This is a genomic window from Aliivibrio salmonicida LFI1238 (assembly GCF_000196495.1).
Lineage (GTDB): Bacteria > Pseudomonadota > Gammaproteobacteria > Enterobacterales > Vibrionaceae > Aliivibrio > Aliivibrio salmonicida.
In genome coordinates, this window is the sequence record NC_011312.1 from 1,249,603 (window position 1) to 1,272,178 (window position 22,576).

The 22,576-nt window shown below is 39.1% G+C and carries 16 protein-coding genes and 2 pseudogenes; 7 read left to right on the forward strand and 11 right to left on the reverse strand.

Annotated elements, in window-relative coordinates; all coding sequences use genetic code 11:
• Positions 1–287 precede the first annotated feature (287 nt).
• Genes trpA through VSAL_RS06295 form a run of 6 tightly spaced genes read right to left on the reverse strand, consistent with a single transcriptional unit; the run spans position 288 to position 6,922 of the window.
• Positions 288–1,094: a tryptophan synthase subunit alpha gene (gene trpA, locus VSAL_RS06270; RefSeq protein WP_012549893.1), complete on the reverse strand. Its 807-nt coding sequence runs from the start codon at positions 1,092–1,094 to the stop codon at positions 288–290.
• Complete coding sequence (trpB, locus tag VSAL_RS06275) at positions 1,094–2,284, reverse strand: tryptophan synthase subunit beta (RefSeq protein WP_012549894.1); 1,191 nt, start codon at positions 2,282–2,284, stop codon at positions 1,094–1,096. The genes trpA and trpB overlap by 1 nt, the downstream gene beginning before the upstream one ends.
• A gap of 10 nt (positions 2,285–2,294) precedes the next feature.
• Entirely contained in the window at positions 2,295–3,707 is a 1,413-nt protein-coding gene (gene trpCF, locus VSAL_RS06280) for a bifunctional indole-3-glycerol-phosphate synthase TrpC/phosphoribosylanthranilate isomerase TrpF (RefSeq protein ID WP_012549895.1), read from the reverse strand.
• 5 nt (positions 3,708–3,712) lie between these two features.
• On the reverse strand, positions 3,713–4,711 hold the full coding sequence (trpD, locus tag VSAL_RS06285) for an anthranilate phosphoribosyltransferase (protein ID WP_158306887.1): 999 nt from the start codon (positions 4,709–4,711) through the stop codon (positions 3,713–3,715).
• Between the two features lie 19 nt (positions 4,712–4,730).
• Positions 4,731–5,339: an aminodeoxychorismate/anthranilate synthase component II gene (locus VSAL_RS06290; RefSeq protein WP_012549897.1), complete on the reverse strand. Its 609-nt coding sequence runs from the start codon at positions 5,337–5,339 to the stop codon at positions 4,731–4,733.
• Positions 5,339–6,922 carry an anthranilate synthase component 1 gene (locus VSAL_RS06295; RefSeq protein ID WP_044583416.1) on the reverse strand — a complete coding sequence of 528 codons (1,584 nt, stop codon included), beginning with the start codon at positions 6,920–6,922 and terminating at the stop codon, positions 5,339–5,341. The genes VSAL_RS06290 and VSAL_RS06295 overlap by 1 nt, the downstream gene beginning before the upstream one ends.
• A gap of 416 nt (positions 6,923–7,338) precedes the next feature.
• On the opposite strand from VSAL_RS06295, the gene rnm reads away from it, so the two are divergent.
• Positions 7,339–8,184: an RNase RNM gene (gene rnm, locus VSAL_RS06300; protein ID WP_012549899.1), complete on the forward strand. Its 846-nt coding sequence runs from the start codon at positions 7,339–7,341 to the stop codon at positions 8,182–8,184.
• 72 nt (positions 8,185–8,256) lie between these two features.
• Positions 8,257–8,877, forward strand: a complete 621-nt coding sequence (locus tag VSAL_RS06305; protein WP_012549900.1) for an L-threonylcarbamoyladenylate synthase — start codon at positions 8,257–8,259, stop codon at positions 8,875–8,877.
• 60 nt (positions 8,878–8,937) lie between these two features.
• On the opposite strand, the gene VSAL_RS06310 is transcribed toward VSAL_RS06305, so the two are convergent.
• Complete coding sequence (locus VSAL_RS06310; protein ID WP_269447612.1) at positions 8,938–11,085, reverse strand: ATP-binding response regulator; 2,148 nt, start codon at positions 11,083–11,085, stop codon at positions 8,938–8,940.
• A 332-nt stretch (positions 11,086–11,417) separates the two neighbouring features.
• On the reverse strand, positions 11,418–12,608 hold the full coding sequence (locus VSAL_RS06315; RefSeq protein ID WP_012549902.1) for an acyl-homoserine-lactone synthase: 1,191 nt from the start codon (positions 12,606–12,608) through the stop codon (positions 11,418–11,420).
• A gap of 333 nt (positions 12,609–12,941) precedes the next feature.
• Between VSAL_RS06315 and rluB the strand changes: the two genes are divergently transcribed.
• Positions 12,942–14,006 carry a 23S rRNA pseudouridine(2605) synthase RluB gene (gene rluB / locus VSAL_RS06320; protein ID WP_012549903.1) on the forward strand — a complete coding sequence of 355 codons (1,065 nt, stop codon included), beginning with the start codon at positions 12,942–12,944 and terminating at the stop codon, positions 14,004–14,006.
• Between the two features lie 104 nt (positions 14,007–14,110).
• Here the strand turns inward: rluB and VSAL_RS06325 are convergent, their stop codons facing one another.
• Positions 14,111–14,851, reverse strand: a complete 741-nt coding sequence (locus tag VSAL_RS06325) for a YciK family oxidoreductase (protein WP_012549904.1) — start codon at positions 14,849–14,851, stop codon at positions 14,111–14,113.
• A 166-nt stretch (positions 14,852–15,017) separates the two neighbouring features.
• Here VSAL_RS06325 and sohB point away from each other — a divergent pair, with 166 nt between their 5' ends.
• The gene (sohB, locus tag VSAL_RS06330; protein WP_012549905.1) at positions 15,018–16,079 is read left to right on the forward strand and encodes a protease SohB; all 1,062 of its coding nucleotides are present in this window, start codon (positions 15,018–15,020) and stop codon (positions 16,077–16,079) included.
• Positions 16,080–16,151: 72 nt separating this feature from the next.
• Here the strand turns inward: sohB and VSAL_RS06335 are convergent, their stop codons facing one another.
• A complete protein-coding gene (locus tag VSAL_RS06335; RefSeq protein WP_012549906.1) occupies positions 16,152–16,397 on the reverse strand; it encodes a YciN family protein in 246 nt (81 codons plus the stop codon).
• Between the two features lie 401 nt (positions 16,398–16,798).
• Between VSAL_RS06335 and topA the strand changes: the two genes are divergently transcribed.
• A complete protein-coding gene (topA, locus tag VSAL_RS06340) occupies positions 16,799–19,438 on the forward strand; it encodes a type I DNA topoisomerase (protein WP_012549908.1) in 2,640 nt (879 codons plus the stop codon).
• A 199-nt stretch (positions 19,439–19,637) separates the two neighbouring features.
• Positions 19,638–20,570, forward strand: a pseudogene (locus tag VSAL_RS06345) (SLC13 family permease); the annotation flags it as partial.
• Between the two features lie 151 nt (positions 20,571–20,721).
• Here the strand turns inward: VSAL_RS06345 and VSAL_RS06350 are convergent.
• The gene (locus VSAL_RS06350) at positions 20,722–21,915 is read right to left on the reverse strand and encodes an IS91-like element ISVsa9 family transposase (protein ID WP_012548955.1); all 1,194 of its coding nucleotides are present in this window, start codon (positions 21,913–21,915) and stop codon (positions 20,722–20,724) included.
• 97 nt (positions 21,916–22,012) lie between these two features.
• Between VSAL_RS06350 and VSAL_RS06355 the strand changes: the two are divergent.
• Positions 22,013–22,576, forward strand: a pseudogene (locus tag VSAL_RS06355) (DUF6931 family protein).

The window sequence follows — 22,576 nt, forward strand, 5'->3', positions numbered from 1 at the left end:
ATAAAAGCTAATCAATAGCTCTTAAAATGTATCTATTCATTAGTTAAATATATTGGTTGCCGTTTTACACGCAATATTTACAATTAGCAACATTTTTATCGAATATAATCAAACTTATGGAGGTTATTGTGTCTTTATTGTTGCTTTTTATGCTTAAATCCGTTTTTTTGATTGTTTTTCCTTTCTTTTTCATTTTGATAATTAACGTAGTTATTTTTAATAGGGATTATTGAATTAAAAAAGGAGCTCAAAATGAGCTCCTTTAAATAATGAATAAGGTGTTTTGGTTATTTTTGTGTTGCTGCTTTCATGGCAGAAGTAAATGCCGTAAGTGCATCAAGTAACGCCGCTGGATTGTCTTGATGTTGTTCAATGATTTTAACAGTTGCAGAGCCTGAAATTGCGCCTGCTGCACCGGCTTTAATCGCTTCTTCTACTTGAGCAGGTTCCGATATACCAAAACCAAGAATCGCAGGAGGTGCATCAAATTGGTTTAAACGTGCTAATAATTGAGCAACAGGCATGCCCGCTTTAGTTTCAGCACCAGTAACACCTGCACGAGAAAGAAGGTAAGTATAACCCCCACCAAGCTTAGCAACGGTTTCTAATGTTTCATCTGAGGCTGACGGAGGCGCAATGAAGATAGGGTGAACATTGTGTTTAATTGCACTTGTTCTAAACTCTTCTGATTCATTGGTTGGTACGTCTGCAATTAACACTGAATCTACACCAGCTTGCTGACATTTAGTATAGAAAGTATCAATGCCATTTGCGAAGACAAGGTTGGCGTAAACTAATAGGCCAATTGGGGTTTCAGGATATTTAGCTCGGATTTTTGCGATTAAATCAAAACATACGATAGGCGTTGTTTTACTGTTTAATGCACGAATATTTGCACCTTGAATTGTTGGTCCATCAGCCAAAGGATCAGAGAATGGGATACCAAGTTCAAGTGCATCGGCACCTGCTTTTACTAAAGTATCCATGATTTCATAAGAAAGTTCTGGATTTGGATCGCCAATGGTTACAAAAGGAACAAATGCACCTTGGTTTTTTTCTGCTAATTTAGCAAATAGGGCTTGATAACGATCCATTAGATTTCTCCCTTTTCTTTTAGGATGTCATGAACGGTGAAAATGTCTTTATCACCACGACCAGATAGGTTTACCACTAATAGTTGTTCTTTTTCTGGCTCTGAATGTGCCATTTGTAATGCATAAGCAAGCGCATGAGAAGACTCCAGTGCCGGAATAATGCCTTCGCCTTTTGCTAATATTTGAAATGCTTCGAGTGCTTCATCATCGGTTACTGAGCCGTATTCAGCACGGCCAATCGAATTCAAGTGAGCGTGTTGTGGACCAACTGATGGAAAATCAAGACCCGCAGAAACAGAATAAGATTCTTCAATTTGACCGTGTTCATCTTGCATTAATGGCGCTTTCATACCAAAGAAAATACCGGTTTTTCCATGTTTTAATGGTGCCCCGTGTTGGTCGGTATCAATGCCTTTACCTGCGGGTTCGACACCAATCAGTCTTACATTTTCTTCTTTGATGAAATCCGCAAACATACCTATTGCATTTGAGCCGCCACCGACACAAGCAATTACGGCATCAGGAAGGCGACCTTCACGAGCAAGGATTTGCATTTTAGTTTCTTCGCCAATCATGCGTTGGAATTCGCGAACGATGGTTGGGAATGGGTGAGGACCCGCAGCAGTGCCCAATAGGTAGTGGGCAGTTTCATACGTTGCAGACCAATCACGCAATGCTTCATTACAGGCATCTTTTAGTGTTGCTGAACCTGAATGAACGGGGATCACTTCTGCGCCCATTAATTCCATGCGGAATACATTCGGGCTTTGACGTTCAATATCTTTAGCACCCATGTAAACGCGGCATTTTAAGCCAAGCAATGCGCAGGCAAGAGCCGTTGCTACACCGTGTTGACCGGCACCTGTTTCAGCGATGATTTCTTTTTTACCCATACGTAAAGCGAGCAGTGCTTGACCCAATACTTGATTGGTTTTGTGCGCGCCACCGTGCAGTAAATCTTCACGTTTTAGGTATAACTTAGTTTTAGTACCCTTAGTTAGGTTACGACAAAGGGTAAGAGCGGTAGGGCGACCCGCATATTCTTGCAATAGTGTCATGAACTCGGCACGGAAATCTTCGTCTGCTTGAGCATCAATAAAGGCTTGCTCAAGTTGATCAAGTGCAGGAACTAAAATTTGTGGTACGTATTGACCACCATATTCGCCGAAGTAGGCATCTAATTTTGCCATGATATTTTCCTTAATAATTTCGTAATGCGCTAAATACGGCGCTTAATTTTTTATGATCTTTTTTCCCTGGAGTCGTTTCTACTCCAGAGTTGAAATCGAGTCCAAAGCACCCTAATTGTGAGGCTGTTTTCGTATTTTCAAGGCTTAATCCACCGGCAAGAATGATGTTATTGTGTGGCAGTTTATTCCAATCAAAACTAACACCAGTTCCTCCAGTTTGAGAACCAACCTTACAATCTACCAGTACTTTATCAGCAACACTTTGTGGAAGTGAAATGCTTTGGGCATCATCTGACACAGAAATAACATTCCACACTTGGCATGTTGTTGGTAATTGTTGTTTTAGTTCAGTAATGTAATCTTCGCTCTCATTTCCATGAAGTTGAATGACGGACAAAGATAAGTCATTTGCTGTCTTCACGATGTTTTTAAGCGTTTCATTTTGAAATACACCCACATAGTTTAATGTGGTGGCTTGGGTGATGGTTTTTGCTGTTTCAAGAGAAACAAACCGAGGTGATTTCTCAACAAAGATTAATCCACCATACACCGCGCCTGCGTTATAGACCGCTTTCGCATCTTCTATTGACGTTAGGCCACAGACTTTGTTCTCCCCTAAAATAACTTTTCGTGCAGCAAGCTCTAGGTTTTCTTCCGACATTAATGAACTGCCAATCAAAAATCCTGTCGCGTGCTTTGCTAAGTCTTTCACTTGCTGATGGTTGTAAATCCCCGATTCAGAAATGATGGTTGTGTCTTTAGGGAGAAGAGGTGCTAATTCTTTGGTACGGTTTAAGTCGGTAGATAAATCACGAAGATTACGGTTATTAATACCAATAACCTGAGCTTCTAATGCCACTGCACGATGTAACTCTTCTTCATTACTGACTTCGGTTAAAATACCCATACTTAAAGAGTGGGCGACGGCCGCCAATTCACAGTATTGTTCATCATCAAGAACAGAAAGCATTAATAGAATTGCATCTGCGCCGTAGTGACGAGCTAAATAAACTTGATAAGTGTCAATCATGAAGTCTTTGCATAGAATTGGTTGATTGACTTGGTCACGAATGATTGGCAAGAAATCAAAACTGCCTTGGAAATACTTCTCATCGGTGAGTACTGAGATTGCACTGGCATGATTGTTATACACTGATGCGATGTAATTGAGATCAAAATCTTGACGGATCAACCCTTTAGATGGCGAGGCTTTTTTACATTCAAGAATGAATTCAGTGTTGCCTGTTTTTAATGCTTTGTAAAAGCTGCGATCAGATGCCGTTAAGCCATTTTGGAACGAATCAAGAGGTTGAGTTTCTTTGCGTTCGCTAACCCAAATGACTTTGTCCTTGACGATCTTTACAAGTACTTCTGCCATTTGTGTGTTTTCTACTGAGATATGCTCAGACAGTTGCTGTGTCATCTTCTCTATCCTCGTGCCGCTAATTGCTGAACTAATGTAAATGCTTTGCCAGAGTTCATTGCATCAATGGCTTTCTGTGCATTGGCTTTTAAATCTTCATGGCCAAATAAACGCATTAATAACGATACATTTACGGCTATCGCACCTAATTGTGCATCAGTGCCTTTACCTGTCAAAATGTCAGTAATAATGGCTTTATTTTCTTCTGGTTCTCCCCCTTTAATCGCATCTAGGGGATGAGTTTCTAAGCCAAAATCTTCTGGGGTTAGTGTGTATTCTTTTATTTCGCCATTAATAATTTCTGCTACGGTTGTTGGACCGTGAATAGCGACTTCATCAAGACCAGAACCAAAGACAACTGCAGCGCGTTTCATGCCCATGTTAACCATGGTTTCAGCAATCGGGCGAACAAGAGATTCATCGTACACACCCATTAATTCGATGTTAGGACGAGCAGGGTTGATCAATGGACCTAGAATATTAAAGATGGTACGGGTTTTCATGGTTTGGCGAATTGGCATCGCGTGTCGAACACCACCGTGATAGTGCGGTGCAAATAAGAAGGCAACACCTAAGTCATCAACGGCTTTACGAGTGTCTTCTGCTGACATTGCTAAATTGATGCCGAACGAATCCAGTAAATCAGATGATCCCGACTTACTTGAAATGCCACGATTACCGTGTTTTGCAATTTTCAATCCACACGCGGCAGCAACAAATGCGGCCGTAGTAGAAATATTGATTGTGTTTGAGCCATCACCGCCAGTACCTACAATGTCCGCAAAGTCATAGTCAGGACGAGGAAATGGATTCGCGTTTTTAAGTAATGCCTTTGCGGCCCCAGCGATTTCATTTGGCGTTTCGCCTTTAATTTTTAAACACGTTAGCGCTGCGGTTAATAGGATTGGATCAAGTTCACCTTTGATGATGGCATCAAATAGAATTTGGCTCTCAGTTTCTGAAAGAGAAACTTGGCTGTATAGCTTATTAAAAATGGCTTCAATTTGAGTCATGAGAATATCCTTATTCTTTATTTTCTGAATGGGATTGAGTGATATCGAGTGCCCAATTCAAGGTATTAATTAAAAGTTGTTCGCCTTGCGTAGTGAGAATGGATTCGGGATGAAACTGAAACCCACACACTTTATCTTCTTCTTGAATGACCGCCATAACTAAATCGTCAACCGTTGCCGTTACTGTTAATTGCTTGGTAACTTTAGTGGCAACAAGAGAGTGGTAACGAGCAATAGAAAGTGGATTTGGTAATCCATCAAAAATGGCGTGTTGGTTATGTGTCATCATGGCTGATTTACCATGAACAATTTCACCCGCACCAGCGACAATGCCGTCGTACGCTTCAACGATGGCTTGATGACCAAGACAAATCCCTATCATCGGAACTTTGCCTTTTAAGCGCTGAATAACGTCAGGCATGCAACCTGCTTCTGATGGGGCACCAGGCCCCGGGGATAATACAACAACAGGGTTTTCTAATTTAGTGACCGCGTCTTCAAATGCTATCGCAGATAAACTGTTTCGATATATAGTTACAGGGTAACCAAGTGAGCGAAACTGATCGACAAGGTTGTAAGTAAAGGAGTCAAAATTATCCAGTAATACGATATGAGTCATTAGTTTTTCTCCTTTGCTTTCTGTGATGCAAGGTGCGCCTTTTGAATTGCAGAGATAACGGCTTGAGCTTTACCTCGTGTTTCATCTGCTTCAGCTTGTGGATGAGAATCATAAACGACCCCTGCACCGGCTTGAACTTGAGCTATGCCATCTTCTACATAAGCAGAGCGAATAACGATACAAGTATCCATGTGGCCATCACCCGTTAAATAACCAACGGCACCACCATAAGTTCCACGACGTGTTTTTTCTACATCACGGATTAATTGCATTGCTCGAATTTTAGGGGCGCCTGTTAAGGTCCCCATGTTCATACACGCTTGATAAGCATGAAGGGCATCAAGATCCCCTCGTAGCTGTCCAACAACACGAGAAACTAAATGCATTACGTGGCTGTAGCGATCGACTTTTAATAAATCAGCAACGTATCTTGTACCAGGGGCTGAAATTCGAGCTACGTCATTTCGAGCAAGATCCACCAACATCATGTGTTCTGCGTTTTCTTTGGTATCACAACGTAATTCCAATTCAATACGGCTATCTAAGTCATAATTAATTGAACCATCGTTATTTTTCCCACGCTGGCGAGTCCCTGCTATTGGGTAAATTTCGACTTGATTGCTGTCTTTACAATATTTTAACGCAGACTCAGGAGAAGCCCCAAATAAAGTAAAATCACGATCTTGCAGGTAGAACATGTAAGGACTTGGGTTGCCGATTTTTAACTCTCGGTAAGCAGAAAGCGGCGCAGGGCAAGGAAGCGTAAAGCGACGAGATGGAACCACCTGAAATACGTCGCCTCTAATAACGTATTCTTTTAAATCCAGAACCGTTTGACAAAAATCTTCATCAGAGACACTTGGAAGAGCTTCACAACGATCTAATATTGGAGCATCAGGCAAGGTGTGAGGTTCTGAACAAAAAACATTAATAGCTTCTAAACGAGTCGATATGTTTTGTTTGATTGCTGGCTCTTTTGTAAATATAGAGCCTTGTACTGTCGATGTTTTTGTTTGATGGTCTATGACGAGTAAAGATTCTGCAATATAAAATAGGTAATCAGGACATTTGTTGGTTGTTTCTGCACTGCCTAGTTGTTCAAAATTTGCCACTAAGTCATAAGCAAATAAACCACCCAAAAAGAGTGCATTTGACGGTAATCCGGTCAAATCGAATTGGTTTTGGATAAAGCGTAATGCATCAAAAGAAGAAAGCTCTCTTAGGCGACTGTCTTCATCTAAATCTTGATTAATCTCTGGAAAATGAAGCTTAAGTACCGAGCTGGAAATCAAATCAACTAACGAAGAAGGAAGAGAAAGACGTAATGTTTTTAATAATGCTTCTCCGTTTTTCGTTAATGCTTCAAGAGTAACGATTTTATCGAAACAATGAATACGGACTGCTGCATCAATCAACATTAAGCTTTTTAGGTTTTGTTTTGAATCAACTTCAGCAGACTCAAGTAACAAGCTCATGGCTTGGTTTGCACACAGTGTCGAATACAATTCCGTTGGGTCGGAAACGTAGGGTACCTCAAGGCAAAGTAATTCTAACTGACCATCTTTTGAGTGTGATGATTGCATCATAGCCTCTCTGCTAATTCGTTGATCTTCTGTTAATTTCTTTTGTATTGGCATAGTCGCATATTTCACTGTTGTTGCCACTCTTTTGTTAAAACTTATGAGGGCTAAATTACTGAATGTTTACTATTTCATCGATGTTGTATTTTCTCTTTTACATTGTGCTTTAGGCATAAAAAAACCCGCTGAAAGGGCGGGCAGTTGTTTTTTATGTTGTATTTATAAAACCAAGCACAAAAACACTACCCTAAGTAGTGCCACCAACGTTGACCATTTGTCATTAATGTATTTAAGAACACTTGTTGTTTGGTGTGCTGTGGCATAAAGTACCTATATTAGAAATCATTATAAATAAACATAAGAAAGTGTTTAACTGCGTACTAGTAAACTAGTGCGAGGAATAAAAGTCAAGAATAATTATGAAAATAGACCTACATAGTCACACAACTGCGTCAGATGGACGCTTATCACCGACAGAATTAGTAGAAAGAGCGGTGAATTTTGATGTTAAAGTTTTTGCTATTACCGATCACGATACGGTTGCTGGTTTAGCTGAGGCCCATAAAGCGATAAAAGAGAAAGATCTGCCATTGCATTTAATTGATGGCATTGAGATCTCTACGCTGTGGAGCAATAAAGATATTCACGTCGTGGGGTTGAATTTAGATATTAATCATCCTGAATTATTAGCGTTAATTGAGCAACAAGAAGCTCGCAGAATTGCGCGTGCAGAGAAAATGGCTGAGCGTCTAGAAAGAGCGGGTTATCCCGGAGCTCTGGAAGGGGCAAAAGCACTTGCTAACGGTGGGACTTTAACTCGTGCTCATTTTGGTAAATGGTTGGTTGATCAAGGTTACGCAAAAACCATGCAAGCGGTTTTTAAAAAATTCTTAACTCGAAACAATATTGGATATGTTCCACCAGAGTGGTGTTCTATTGAAGAAGCGGTTGAGGTAATACATAACGCAGGAGGGAAGGCAATATTAGCCCACCCAGGCCGCTATAATTTAACTGCAAAATGGATTAAGCGTTTACTTGCTGCTTTTGTTGAAGCAAAAGGGGACGCGATGGAAGTCGCTTTACCACAGCAAGGGGTTCAAGAGCGCCGAGTACTTGCTGATTACGCGATTCATTTTGACTTATTAGTGTCACAAGGTTCGGATTTCCATTATCCATCCCCGTGGACCGAATTAGGCCGAAATTTATGGTTACCAGCAGGGGTTGTTCCTGTATGGCAAGATTGGGCTTTACCTACATTTGAATAGAAAAGTGAATTTAGAATAAAAAACTAAAATAAAACCACTGTTTATACTATTACCTGCGGAGCAGGAGGACTTATGAGTCAATTTTTTTATGTACACCCTGATAATCCACAAGCACGTTTAATTAGCCAAGCTGTTGCTATTATTCGTGATGGTGGTGTGATTATCTACCCTACAGACTCAGGCTATGCACTGGGTTGTCAGATTGAAAATAAACAAGCGTTAGAGCGAATTTGTCAGATCCGACGATTGGATGATAAGCATAACTTTACGCTGGTATGTCGCGATCTTTCTGAGTTGTCTATTTATGCTCGTGTAGATAACACTATGTTTCGTCTATTGAAAAATAATACACCAGGCGCATATACCTTTATCTTTAAAGGGACAAAAGAGGTGCCACGTCGCCTTATGAATCCAAAACGTAAGACGATTGGTATGCGTGTGCCTGACAATAAAATTGCTTTAGACTTACTTGAAGCTCTTGGTGAGCCATTAATGTCTACCACGTTAATCCTTCCTGGAAATGAAATGGCAGAAGCTGACCCAGAGGCTATCCGTGATCAATTGGAACATGCAGTTGATTTGATCATGAATGGTGGCTATTTAGGTGAGCAACCAACGACAGTGATTGATTTTAGCGATGATGATATCAAGATTGCGCGTGTTGGCGCTGGCGATCCTAGCCCGTTTGAATAAAGACGGCTGATATATCGTGAAGTAAATAGTCAACTGAGGTTGGCTATTTTTTTATGTGCATTACACCCACTTGTGCAGAGTTTGTATGAGTTGTGGTTTTGATATTGGTTTTGTCAGATAACCGTCCATAACTTGAGAGATACGCTGAATTTCATCGTGTCCGGATTCACCCGTTAACGCAATGATCGGTAAATTTGGGTAGGAGAGTTTTATTCTTTTTGCAGCATCAATACCATTCATTACTGGCATTCTAGAATCCATAAAAATAATATCCAATGGGTGATTCATCGCAATAGAAATTGCTTCTTCTCCATTTTCGGCTTGCAGGATATTCATATTATCTTGTGCTATAAATGTTTGGATTAACATTCGTTGCACTTTTTTATCATCGACAATAAGAATCGTTTTTATCGTATCCCCTGAATCGTATACATCAATTAAAGGCAATGCAGACTCATGATGCTCTTGCTGATTAATTAAAGAAGTGAGATCGCCTTCAATATAAGGAAAGCTAAGTACAAATTCAGTAAATTCCCCTTTCTTAGAATAACAGGCAATGTTTCCTTCAAAGGCATGCATTACTCGTAAGCAATAAGAGAGGCCTAAACCACTGCCGCCTTCTTTGTTATGAGTGAAAAAATCATCAAAAATATTAGGTAGAATATGAGAATCTATACCAGGGCCTGTATCTCTAAATATCACTTTATTTGAAGCGAACCCTTTTACTAAACGGATGGATATCGTGCTATTACATTCACTAAAGTAATGAACTGCGTTTCTTAATAAGTTAAATAATATAAAACTATATAGAGTGTCATTTAAGTTGAAAATAAAGTCTTGAGAAAGATCGATATTAATTCTTTTTTTCATGTCATCAGAATCAAAAGCGTATTCATCGACAATACGTTCGGTTAATAATGCCGCAGAGTAATGGGTAAATAATTCATCATTAATAGCCGTGTTTTTTGCTTCACTTAAAATGATATCAATTAACTGAGCGCCTCTTTGAATCGCTAAACTTCCTTGTCTCAGCTCATTATTAATCAACTCTTTATTTTCTTTATCTATGCTTGAGTGATGTTTAATGCGTTCAAAATGGTATTGTAACTGGGATAGTGGATTACGCATTTCATGAGCAATAGAGTTTGCAAGTGCTTGTGATTGAAGTACTTTTCGTTCACTTTCTATGTAGCCTTGAACTTTAGTTAAGACCCATTGAATGGCGGATATTTCTTCATTTGAAAAGGTAGAACCATCTCGTTTATTCGACGAAATTAATAAATGTGAGATGTGTTTATTTTCTCCAAAAATAGGCAAAATTAAAGCGGTCTTGCTTTCATTCATTTTCTCTTGTACTTGATGCAGACTAGAGTTGTCTTTTTCTGGAGCGTAATGAATTTGATAATCGAGCTCATCTTTTACTAGCGCTGAATGTATTTTGTTTAAATGAGGGATAAAAATATTGTAATTAGCATTTTTCCCAACTAATAAAAGATCTTCTTTTGGTGTATTTAATAATTCAGCCAGTTTTACCATTGCATTATTACTTGAAAACTTGAATTCTTCTGCAATGGCATAAATCTTTTCTACAGGTGTTTTTCTGTCTTTATATATAAGTAAACTAGACATTTTCTTGGTTCTTTTGAGGGATTTTTCCCAGAATAAACCTGTGAATACGATTAAGAAAATACTCATGTATAATAAATTTGACTCTGATGCTCCTTTATAAATGTAAAATAAAGGCAGTAAATAAATAAGTGCATTTAAGGAATAAGATAATATCCAAAATGCAAGGTAACGAAGGCTATATAAACGATGATATAACAAGGTGTAACCTATTAATATAGCTTCAGTAACTGAAAGCGCAGGAGGAAGCCAAGCAAATGAAAAGTCTTGCCAAATAATTGGAATGATAATTTGAGATATGATGGTTGAAATCATGAAAATAACAATTCCGAAGAGTAAATAAATGGATTTTTCTTTATTTAATCGAATTGTACTTTTTCTTAGTTTGAAAAAATTATAAAAAATTAATCCAATGAAAAGAAATGCATTGATAAAAAAGAAAGAAGCAAAGGGGCCAAAGTGAATAGTGAAAATGCCTTTCTCTACGATGGTCACTCCTGTAACTGTTTGGTTTGGAATTGTATTTATCGTGATTGCAAAGATAGTTTCAGCATAAAATAAAATGATTTGCCACGTTGCCATCTTTTTGTTCTTTCTTGTTGATGAGAGGCGACATGAGAACAAAAATGCAAATGCAAAGGCAAAATAAGAGGCTAAGTTAGCAAGAATAGCCATCGTCGTGGCAACTCGTTCACTAAAATGAAGTAAAAGATTTGATTGGAAATAGTAATTTATTAGAACCCAAAAAACGATGAATATAGAATACCCTATATATGGATAGTAAATTTTAGGATCAACTTTCATCCGCTCTTTGAATAAAGAACGGATGAAAAAGGCTACCCATAATAAAATGAATACAGCGATAAATAGCAGTAATTTATCTTTTGGGAAGCCAATTAGCATTTATAAAACACTCATCTTTTGTTTAATTCCTTTCTTTTTCTAATGATATTAACATTGTAGGATTTGAAATTACATTGATCAAAAGCATGACTTGCATTATTTGTTAAGCAAATACCTTTATAAGTGACTAAGCCAGTATGATTAATATCTTGAGAACTTGTAAATAAAAAAGGGGGCTTAGAATCGTTGACAGAATTCATTGCCTGATAAAAAAGCACCATTGCAGGTTGCTCTATGATGGAGAAAATCATATCACGTCCTGTATCGTATAGTGCATTAGCTAACCCTTTTTGTGCTAAGTACATATGATAGTTAATTTTTGATGTTTGACCACTAATAGTGAAACGAATTACACCACAAATACTTGTTTTGTCTTCTATTGAATGAAACATAGCATTTTCTAGTTCAGAAACGGAGACTAAAGATAGGTGCTTTTGAGTTGACGTTAATAGGGAGTCAAGTTTTGGAAAGTAGCTCGATATTGTATTAAACGAGTTTTCATTTACCCATTTATTACTTTGGAAAAAGTCATCAAAAAATAACCAGTCGTCTTTTTTTTTGTAAGACTCGATCAATGCTGAAGAGATAAGCATTGGAGCATGTGTATGATCCTCATATTGGTACAAAATAAAATGTTCTCCTTGCGATGAAAGTGCTAAGTGATTGAGCATCTCGTACCACTTGTGTTCTTTAATGAACGTTACAATGTTAATGAGAACAATGGCATCCGAAAGAAGAAGTGGGACGTCACTGTATTCAGTTTGGAAATAACGCTGTTCTAGCGCAATATCAGAAACCAACTCGTAATGGTAATTCTCATTTATTGTATTTTTATGACTTGATTGATTCGTGGACACTAATTTTTTGTGTAAAGAGTGAGTTGAATGATGAATTATTTTGAATATTTCATATTCAGTTCTGCAGATAAGTAGGCAACCAAAAACCTTCATTGCTAATTGTTCGATAATAAAATAACTCTCAGGAAGAGAGGCACAAGGTTGTTTTCCTATAATTTCTGTTGCTTGTAGTGTATTGAAATTATGACCCAAGTTGCCAATATCAGTATGATGAAGGCGAGATAAAATAGTTGCTTCTCTTGTTGAAATTAAATGTTGTAGCAGATTGTAATTTTGAGTTCGGTGGCAATATTCATGAAGTTCTTTTATAAACTCATGTTGCAGGTTTTTTTTCGGTTCCTTCACTTTCAGTTAGAGAATCGAAAGTTGATAATAAGTGTTTTAAGTTATTCATAGTAAATCCTTAATGATAGATAAGTTATTAAAAACACTGAGAAATAAGAGAATCTCAGTGATTTCAGTATAGCTAAATAAGTCAAAGGGTTTACGTGGTCGTTGCTCGCTTTTAAATAGAAATTAATATTTATTTTTTCTTAAATACTTACCGATTAGTGTCTCCTTATTGTATACTCGGCTTCCATAGAATTTTATAGTGATTGAGGGATAGAGTGATTTTCACTTAGGCCCTTGATTAACAAGAAAATAATTGACGCCTGTGAAGGCGACATAAGGTAAAAAATGAGCGAAAAATTACAGAAAGTATTAGCACGAGCTGGTCTTGGTTCTCGTCGTGAGTTAGAAACGATGATTCAAGCTGGTCGAGTTAGTATTGATGGTCAGAAAGCAAAATTAGGCGATCGCCTAGAAAACGTTGATGCAAGAATCCGCATCGATGGCCATGTAGTATCAGTAAAAGAATCTACTGATGTGATCTGTCGAGTGCTTGCTTACCACAAGCCTGAAGGCGAATTATGTACACGTCATGATCCAGAAGGTCGTCGTACTGTTTTTGACCGTTTACCAAAAATTAAAGATTCTCGTTGGGTATCTGTTGGTCGTCTGGATGCCAACACTGCGGGTCTATTGTTGTTTACAACAGATGGTGAACTTGCAAACCGTCTAATGCACCCAAGCCGCAAAGTTGAACGTGAATATATGTGTCGTATATTCGGTGACATTAACGACAAAATGGTTAAAAACCTAGTTACTGGTGTAAAACTAGAAGATGGTGAAGCTCGTTTTGAAGATGTAATGTACGCCGGTGGCGAAGGCATGAACCACACTTTCTATGTTGTGATTAATGAAGGTCGTAACCGTGAAGTTCGTCGTTTATGGGATTCACAAGGCGTAACAGTAAGTCGTCTAAAACGTGTACGTTACGGTGATATTTTCCTAGAGAAAGCATTACCACGTGGCGGTTGGATGGAACTTGAGCTTAAAGAAGTAAACTACTTGCGTGATATGGTTGAATTACCACACGAAAAAGAAAGTTTATTAGATGTAGATAAAGAATCACGTAAGCGTGCTAAATCTAAATCTCAAAAGATCCGCCGTGCAGTTAAGCGTCATGATGAGCGTACAACGGAAGATCGTAATACCGCTGGTGGTCGTCGTGGTCGTAATAATAAAAAACCAGTCGGTGGTTCATTGCCAACAGCGAAGAAACCGACAAGCATTGAAAGTGCAAAACCTGCCGGTAAAGGCAAGCCAAAGGGCAAACCTTCAGCTAATGGTGCAAAACCGATCAGAACTAAGTTTTCACCAAATGGTAAAGCACCAAAATCAGCACCAAGACAGCGTTAATTAACGCTTTCTCGATGAATTAAAAAAAGGGTTGAAGCCACATGGTTTCAGCCCTTTTTACTGTCTGGTGTAATCTATTATTGTTAGTACATCACACCAACTGATTATTTTGGTTGTGCATCAATGCACTGACCATTAACCGTAATACTTTCAGGAGCCATTAAGTAAACGTACAAAGGCATTAAGTCCTCTGGTGTTTTAAGTAAGCTAATGTCTTCAGCAGGAAAAGCTTGAGCACGCATACGGGTGTGCGTACCACCTGGATTTATAGCGTTCACTTTTACGTGAGTGCCTTCCATTTCATGCGCTAGTGTCTGCATCATTCCTTCAGTCGCAAATTTAGAGATAGCGTAAGCTCCCCAAAAAGCACGGCCTTGATGTCCGACCGTTGACGTCGTGAAGATAATGCGAGAGTCGTCTGATTTTTGTAAGACAGGCAGTAAAGCTTGAGTCATTAAGAATTGCGCTTTTACATTAATCTGCATTACTTCATCAAAAATAGATTCTTCAAATTGTTCGAAAGGACTAAGAATACCTAATAGACCAGCGTTATGAAGCAGTCCATCAAGTTTGCCAAATTGACTTTGAATGGTCTCTGCCATATCAATATAATGCTGTTTTTTTGCGCCTTTTAGATCCAGAGGAATAATGGCGGGGGTAGGGTAGCCAGCGGTTTCAATTTCATCATAAACGGCTTCTAATTTAGCGACAGTTCTGCCTAATAAAATAACCGTAGCGCCGTGTTTTGCGTAACTTAATGCAGCTTGTTTACCAATACCATCTCCTGCACCAGTAACGAGAATTGTTTTATTTTTTAGTGCATTAGCTGAAACGTGATAGTTCACTTTGTCATCCTTGTATCTGAACGTTCATCTTGATGATCTTTATTACGTAAGCATCGCAATAAATTGATATAAAATGCGCGTTTAGTGCGATTTATTATCAATAAGATGAATTAACTTAGGGTTAAGTTAGGTACAATACACGAAACATAGTTAAGAGGGTATTACATTGGAATTTTTGTTTGATTACGGTCTCTTTTTAGCAAAGATAGCAACAGTGGTTGTTTCTATTATTGCCATCTTGGTGGCAGCTAAAGCCGTTAGTGGAAAATCGACTGGCGCAAAAGGTGAACTAGAAGTCACTAATCTGACTGAGCAATATAAAGAGACGGTGGCCGATTTAGAATATCATTTGTTTGATGACGCAGAATTAAAAGCGCGTGATAAAGCAGAAAAAAAAGCGGATAAAGAAGCCGAGAAAGCAAAACAGAAAGAAATAAAACAAGCCGCTAAAGCGGGAACATTAGAGCTTAAGCGTGATGCTCGTTTATTTGTTTTAGATTTTAAAGGCAGCATCGATGCAAAAGAAGTTGCGGGCCTTCGTGAAGAAGTGTCAGCAATTTTAGCGATTGCCGTAGAAGGGGATGAAGTGCTTCTTCGTCTTGAAAGTGGTGGGGGGATGGTTCATGGTTATGGCCTTGCTTCATCACAATTAGATCGTCTACGTGATGCGAATATTACGCTGACTATTTCAGTGGATAAAGTTGCCGCTTCAGGCGGTTATATGATGGCGTGTATCGGTGAGAAAATCATTGCTGCACCGTTCGCGATTGTGGGTTCTATTGGGGTTGTGGCGCAATTGCCTAACTTTAGTAAGTTGTTGAAAAGAAATGATATTGAATTTGAACAACTGACCGCAGGTGAATACAAACGTACGTTAACTATGTTTGGTGAAAACAGCGATAAAGCACGTGAGAAGTTTCAATTGGAGTTGGAAGAAACACACGTGTTATTTAAAGACTTCATTCATGAACATCGTGCCGATCTTGATCTTGAAAAAGTGGCGACTGGTGAGCATTGGTTTGGAAAGCAAGCGCTAGAGTTAGGTCTCATTGATGCGATACAAACATCTGATGATTATGTAACTCAAGCATGTAAAGATCGTGAAGTATTAGCGATTCATTATGTGCAGAAGAAAAAGTTGGGTGCAAAAATTGCGGGCATCGCAGGGCAGTCAGCTGAAAATGTCTTCATGCGAATGATTAATATTGGTCAACGACCGATTGTTTAAATTTTTAAGCGGTAGTAATTAACGAAAAAAGGCTGAATCATTCAGCCTTTTTTATTGCCAAATTTATCGACATTATTTAATGGTAAATTCTTTTGATAATTGGTGAGCTAAATATTTAAACATATTAAAAACAGCGGTGGTTTTTTCTGTTGGTAAGCCTTGGTCTGATAAAAAATACTCGCCTTTAAATACGAGTACTTCTTCTTTTTCTTCAACGCCAGTTGCACGCATACCTTCGAGGTAATTTTCGTGATCTTGAATGATTTGATTGGCGATTAACAGTAAATCAGCCTCAGAAATGGATTTTTTCACGCTCATAAGTCACTCATTATTAATGATATAAAAGAGGGATTTTAAGCTGAATTTACCGAAATCACAATTGATGTACATCATCGTAGATAAAATTAAAAAGAGTGAGGAAATCGAACTTTATTGTGAGCAACCGCAAGGTATTGGACCAATATTTTTGAGCTATTTGTCAGTAAATGCTAATAGGTGCGCAGCGTTATGATTGTATATATTGAGCAAAGTAATTGTCCATTACATTCCTTTAACAACTGTCCAAAGTGCGAGCGGTTAACATCAATTGTAAAAAAAGTGGTTGACGTGATGGCATACACCCTCAATAGTAATATATAGATAAAATCTCAATTTATAGCTGTGGATAATATTATTTTCGACAGTTTTGTATTTCAGCACGAGGGCGTTAGTGAGACATTATGGGTAAATCTCTAGTTATCGTGGAGTCACCAGCCAAAGCTAAAACTATTAACAAATACCTTGGCAAAGACTTCATCGTAAAATCCAGTGTAGGTCACGTTCGTGATTTGCCTATGGGTTCGACAAGCACCGGAAAGAAAACGGCGGCAGCGTCAACCAAAGGTATGAGTGTTGAAGATAAAGCACGCATTAAGAAAGAAAGAGACAAGAAGAATCTGATCAATAAAATGGGGATTGACCCATATAACGATTGGGCGGCGAATTACCAAATTCTTCCTGGCAAAGAAAAAGTCGTAGCAGAATTACAAAAACTGGCTGAAAATGCAGACACTATCTATCTCGCAACCGATTTAGACCGTGAAGGGGAAGCTATTGCGTGGCACCTTCGCGAGATCATCGGTGGTGATGATTCACGCTATAAACGAGTAGTTTTTAACGAAATTACAAAAAATGCGATTCAACAAGCGTTTGAAACTCCAGGCGAACTAAGTATGCCAGGGGTTAACGCACAGCAAGCACGTCGTTTCTTAGATCGTGTTGTAGGCTTCATGGCTTCTCCGCTATTGTGGAAAAAAGTGGCTCGTGGTTTGTCTGCGGGTCGTGTTCAATCCGTTGCCGTGAAAGTTTTGGTTGAGCGTGAGCGTGAAATCAATGCCTTTATTCCTGAAGAGTTCTGGGATATTCATGCAGATACACTGACGTCTGGAAAAGAAAATTTCCGTCTGCAAGTTGCACAGCGTAATGGTTCGGTATTTAAACCACTGAATCAAGCGGATACAGAATCAGCGGTAAGTATTCTTGAAAAAGCGGAATACGAAGTTTGTAAACGTGAAGACCGCCCAACGAAAAGTAAGCCATCGGCACCTTATATCACGTCAACACTGCAACAAGCAGCAAGTACACGCTTAGGTTACGGTGTGAAAAAGACCATGATGCTAGCTCAGCGCCTCTATGAGGGCGGTTACATCACTTATATGCGTACTGACTCAACTAACTTAAGTAAAGAAGCTGTAGAGACGTTACGTGAGTTTATTGGTTCTGAGTATGGCGAGAGCTATTTACCGGCTGCTCCAATTATTTATGGAAGCAAAGAAGGCGCACAAGAAGCTCACGAAGCGATTCGCCCTTCAAGTGTGGATGTGAAAGTAGATGACCTGCAAGGTATGGAAGCCGACGCTCATAAACTTTACAACCTAATTTGGAATCAATTTGTGTCATGTCAAATGACGCCAGCACAATATGATTCAACCACATTGAGCGTAAAAGCCGATGAATTCACCTTAAAAGCGAAAGGTCGTATCCTTAAGTTTGATGGTTGGACTCGCGTGCAACGTCCAATGGGTAAAAATGAAGATCAATTGCTTCCTGCCGTTCAACTTGGCGATAAGCTAAAACTAGAACAGCTTGATCCGAAACAACACTTTACTAAGCCACCAGCGCGTTTCACAGAAGCCGCATTGGTTAAAGAACTTGAGAAAAAAGGCATTGGTCGTCCATCGACTTACGCATCAATCATCTCAACGATTCAAGACCGTGGCTACGTTCGTGTTGAAAGCCGTCGTTTCTATGCAGAAAAAATGGGCGAAATTGTTACTGACCGTCTAAATCAATCGTTTGATGATTTGATGGATTACGATTTTACTGCTCGTATGGAAGGCAATTTGGATAAGATTGCTGAAGGCAGCAAAGATTGGAAAGAAGTGCTAAATGCGTTCTTCCAAGACTTCACTGACGATATAGCAAAAGCTGAGCTTGATGAATCAGAAGGCGGCATGTCACCAAATAATATCGTAGAAACTGATATTAAATGTCCGACGTGTGACCGTAACATGGGTATTCGTACTGCATCAACTGGGGTATTCCTTGGTTGTTCAGGTTACGCATTACCGCCAAAAGAGCGCTGTAAGAAAACGATTAACTTAGGTAATGAAGAGGGCATTATTAATGTTCTTGAAGAAGACGTAGAAACGGCCGCATTACGAGCCAAAAAACGTTGTCCTAAGTGTGAAACAGCAATGGATCCTTACCTAATCGATCAAGATCGTAAACTGCATGTTTGTGGTAATAACCCGAACTGTGATGGTTATATTGTTGAGAAAGGTGAGTTCCAACTTAAAGGCTATGATGGACCCATTGTTGAGTGTGACAAATGTGGTTCTGATATGGAACTTAAGAACGGTCGCTTTGGTAAATACATGGATTGTACGAGTGAGACGTGTAAAAACACACGTAAGATCCTAAGAAATGGCGATGTTGCGCCACCAAAAGAAGATCCAGTACACCTTCCTGAATTGGAATGTGAAAAATCTGATGCGTACTTTGTGTTGCGTGATGGTGCATCTGGGTTATTCTTAGCGGCAAGTACCTTCCCTAAATCGCGTGAAACACGAGCGCCATTAGTGGAAGAGTTAGTTCGCTTTAAAGATCGTTTATCGCCTAAGTTTGTGTACTTAACGGAAGCGCCAACGCACGATCCAGACGGTAAACCAGCCGTAATTCGTTTTAGCCGTAAGACTAAAGAAAATTACGTTCGTACTGAAACTGATGGTAAGCCATCAGGTTGGACGGCGTTATATCTTGATGGGAAATGGGCTGTTACCGATAAGCGTAAAAAGCCAAAAGCTGAGAAAGAGTCTTAATAATTAAAGACATTATAATCAGAAATAAATAGATGAGAGCGGCAGAAATGCGGCTCTTTTTTATGATACCACTGTCACAAAATTTCATATTTATTCTTATTTCGAAATAATGATTGATCTAGCACGTCATACGGAACGCTCGCTCAAGTAGATAATAATAGTCATCACCATTTATTGTTCTATGGAAGTCGGTAGTGTTATGCGTCAATACATGAAGTATTTAATCCCAACAATTATCCCCCTTATCATCCTTTTGATGCCATTGTCTGCTTTTCCTTTTGAAGGCATGACAGTTATTCAGCAACGGGTGATCGCTATTTTCTTACTCGCTGCATTATGTTGGGTATTTGAACCAATCCCTATTTATGCCACTTCCGTTGTGATCATTGTTTTAGAACTGTTAATGGTATCGGATAAAGGCCTTTTCATATTCAAATTGAATCAAGATGCGCCACAATTTGGCGAGCTTCTTAATTACACCGACATCATGGCCACGTTTGCTAGTCCAATTATCATGTTGTTTTTAGGTGGATTTTTTCTGGCAATGGCCGCTACGAAATACCGTTTAGATGTTAACTTAGCCAGAGTATTGTTGAAGCCGTTTGGGAAAGACCCAAAGTTTGTCATGCTTGGACTAATGTTGATTACCGGTATTTTCTCCATGTTCATGTCTAACACGGCAACTACCGCAATGATGTTATCTATCTTAACGCCTGTCATTGCTGTATTTGGACCTAAAGACCCAGGTCGTATCGCTTTTGCATTATGTATTCCAATTGCGGCGAATATTGGTGGTATTGGAACTCCTATCGGGACACCACCTAATGCGATAGCGCTAAAATATTTAGTTGGAGATAATTTAATTACCTTTGGTGAGTGGATGGTGTTTGGTGTGCCATTTGTTATCGTCATGATGGCATTAGCATGGTTTTTAATTACCTACTTATACCCTGCAAAACAGACGGTAATGAATCTAGACATTAAAGGTAAATTCTTAAAAACACCGAAAGCGATCATGGTTTACATTACGTTTGCTGGAATGATCTTATTATGGTTAATGGGATCAAGTCATGGCATGAACTCTTATACGGTTGCTTTAATACCAGTCGCTATATTTAAGGTAAGGAATTTGAATGTTGCTGAGTTAGCATTGGCCCGTCTAAAAAAGCCAATTTCACCATCGCTGTTTTTTTAAAAGGTATCGAAAATATAATTATCGGGGATTTTATAACTGTTTTAGCCCTATTTCATGAGTTTTAGATACACTTATCCTACAAACCTTATTATGCTGCCCTCAATTCTGACTGAACTATCGCATGGGTGACTAAATCATTGACCGAATTTCCGACTCGGAAATTCGTAAACACCAGACGACTTTCACATAAAATACATTCGTACGGATCTACTTTTACATATCCTTTTAACATTGCGGCATACCCTGGCATTTTCGGCTCAGCTTCTATTGTCATACCTAAAGCTGCATAAACTCTAGGCAGAGCTTCTCCACGACGACGCATTGATAAAAAACCGTAGTATCGGATCATCTTGAAATGTTTATCAGGATAGTGCTCTACTATCCGTCTTATCATCTCTTCTGGTGATAATGTTAGGCTGTCTGTTGTTCCTGTTCGATGGTCTAAATAATTAAACGTTATCATTCCGCCTTTGGCGTAATGACTTAAACGTGACGCTGAAATCGGGGGCCGTTTTAAATACCGACCAAGATAGTTCATCGTCGGTTTTACATTATTTGTCTTTTTAGCAAAATGAAGCTTCCAACGACGATTATATTGACTGCTTAAAAAGCGTGACCAATCCGTTTTATTACGGATATAGGGGCATTCTTCGCTTGATAAATCAAGCTCATAATAAGCCTTACCCAATAAACTGACGATAGCCGCTCTCCAACAAGGCTCTGTCGTTTTCATTTGGAAGTAAATGGGTTTCCATAAACCGGTACGTTCACAAATTCCCCCACGAGTGACCGATAAATGTAAGTGCGTATTCCAATTCAGTTTTCGACCGTAAGTATGAAGAGCACAAAAGATACCGACATCTATTCCTTTATCTTTTGCCCATCCCAGCAGAATGTTTGCAGCACATTTGAATAATTTATTTAACAGCCAACGGTTATGACGAAAGATAGGCCATAGCGTGTTTGGAAGGGTAAAGGTGATGTGTTGATATTCGCATTCAGGGAAGACATGTTGTTGCTTTTGTATCCATCGCTCTGTGGCTTTCATGCCACAGCTACTGCACGCTCGAGATTTACAGGTTTGGTGAATATATTTGATATGGGTACAGTCAGGGTTGCAACAATGATATTCGCGAGAGCCAAAAGCCGCTGTCCCACAGGACAGCATCTTTGTGACATTTTCAATCACGACCGCTCTTAGGTTAGCTTTGTTATTATGAAGAAATTTAAGCCAGTTATTTTGACTATTAAATAATTGTTTCAGGGGTTTATATGCGTGCATGGCGATAGGATAAACGATTTATTGGCAACAATGGAAGAGGTTGAGTCCTTTTGATTTGCGCCGTAGGCGCCTATTGTTCAATCACAAAGGTAAATTAATGAAATTATTAAAGATTCCATACAAAAAAGCCCTCGATATTTTAGCGCTTTATTCTGCTAATGATGATTTATCTCAATTAGCAGAGGATACGATGACACCTTATGTATTGATCCAAGTAGCATTAGAGCGATCATTATATGCAGATGTCGTTTGTTATTTAGCACACGCACTTCCTGTCCGATAATCCGTTTGGTGGGCATATTGTTGTACAAATAACCGAGACGATTGGAATCCTCAAGAATGGGATGCAATTCGTGCAACAAAAGCATGGGTAAATGCCCCTGATGAAACTAATCGTCGATTTGCAGAAGCGATGGCACTTAAAGCTGGCCTTGATTCTGGTGCTGGTTGGGCTGCTCAATCTGCATTTTGGAGTGGGGGAAGTATTACAAGACCTAGTGATCCAATCGTTCCTCCTCCGCAGTATTTATACGCCCAAGCGGTTGCCGGTTGTATTAATTTAAGCGCTGTTTTACCTGAAGGGCAGTTAGCAATAGAACGTTATCAACACTTTATAGATATTGGTTTGGATATCGCTAAAGGTGGAAATGGCGATATTTAG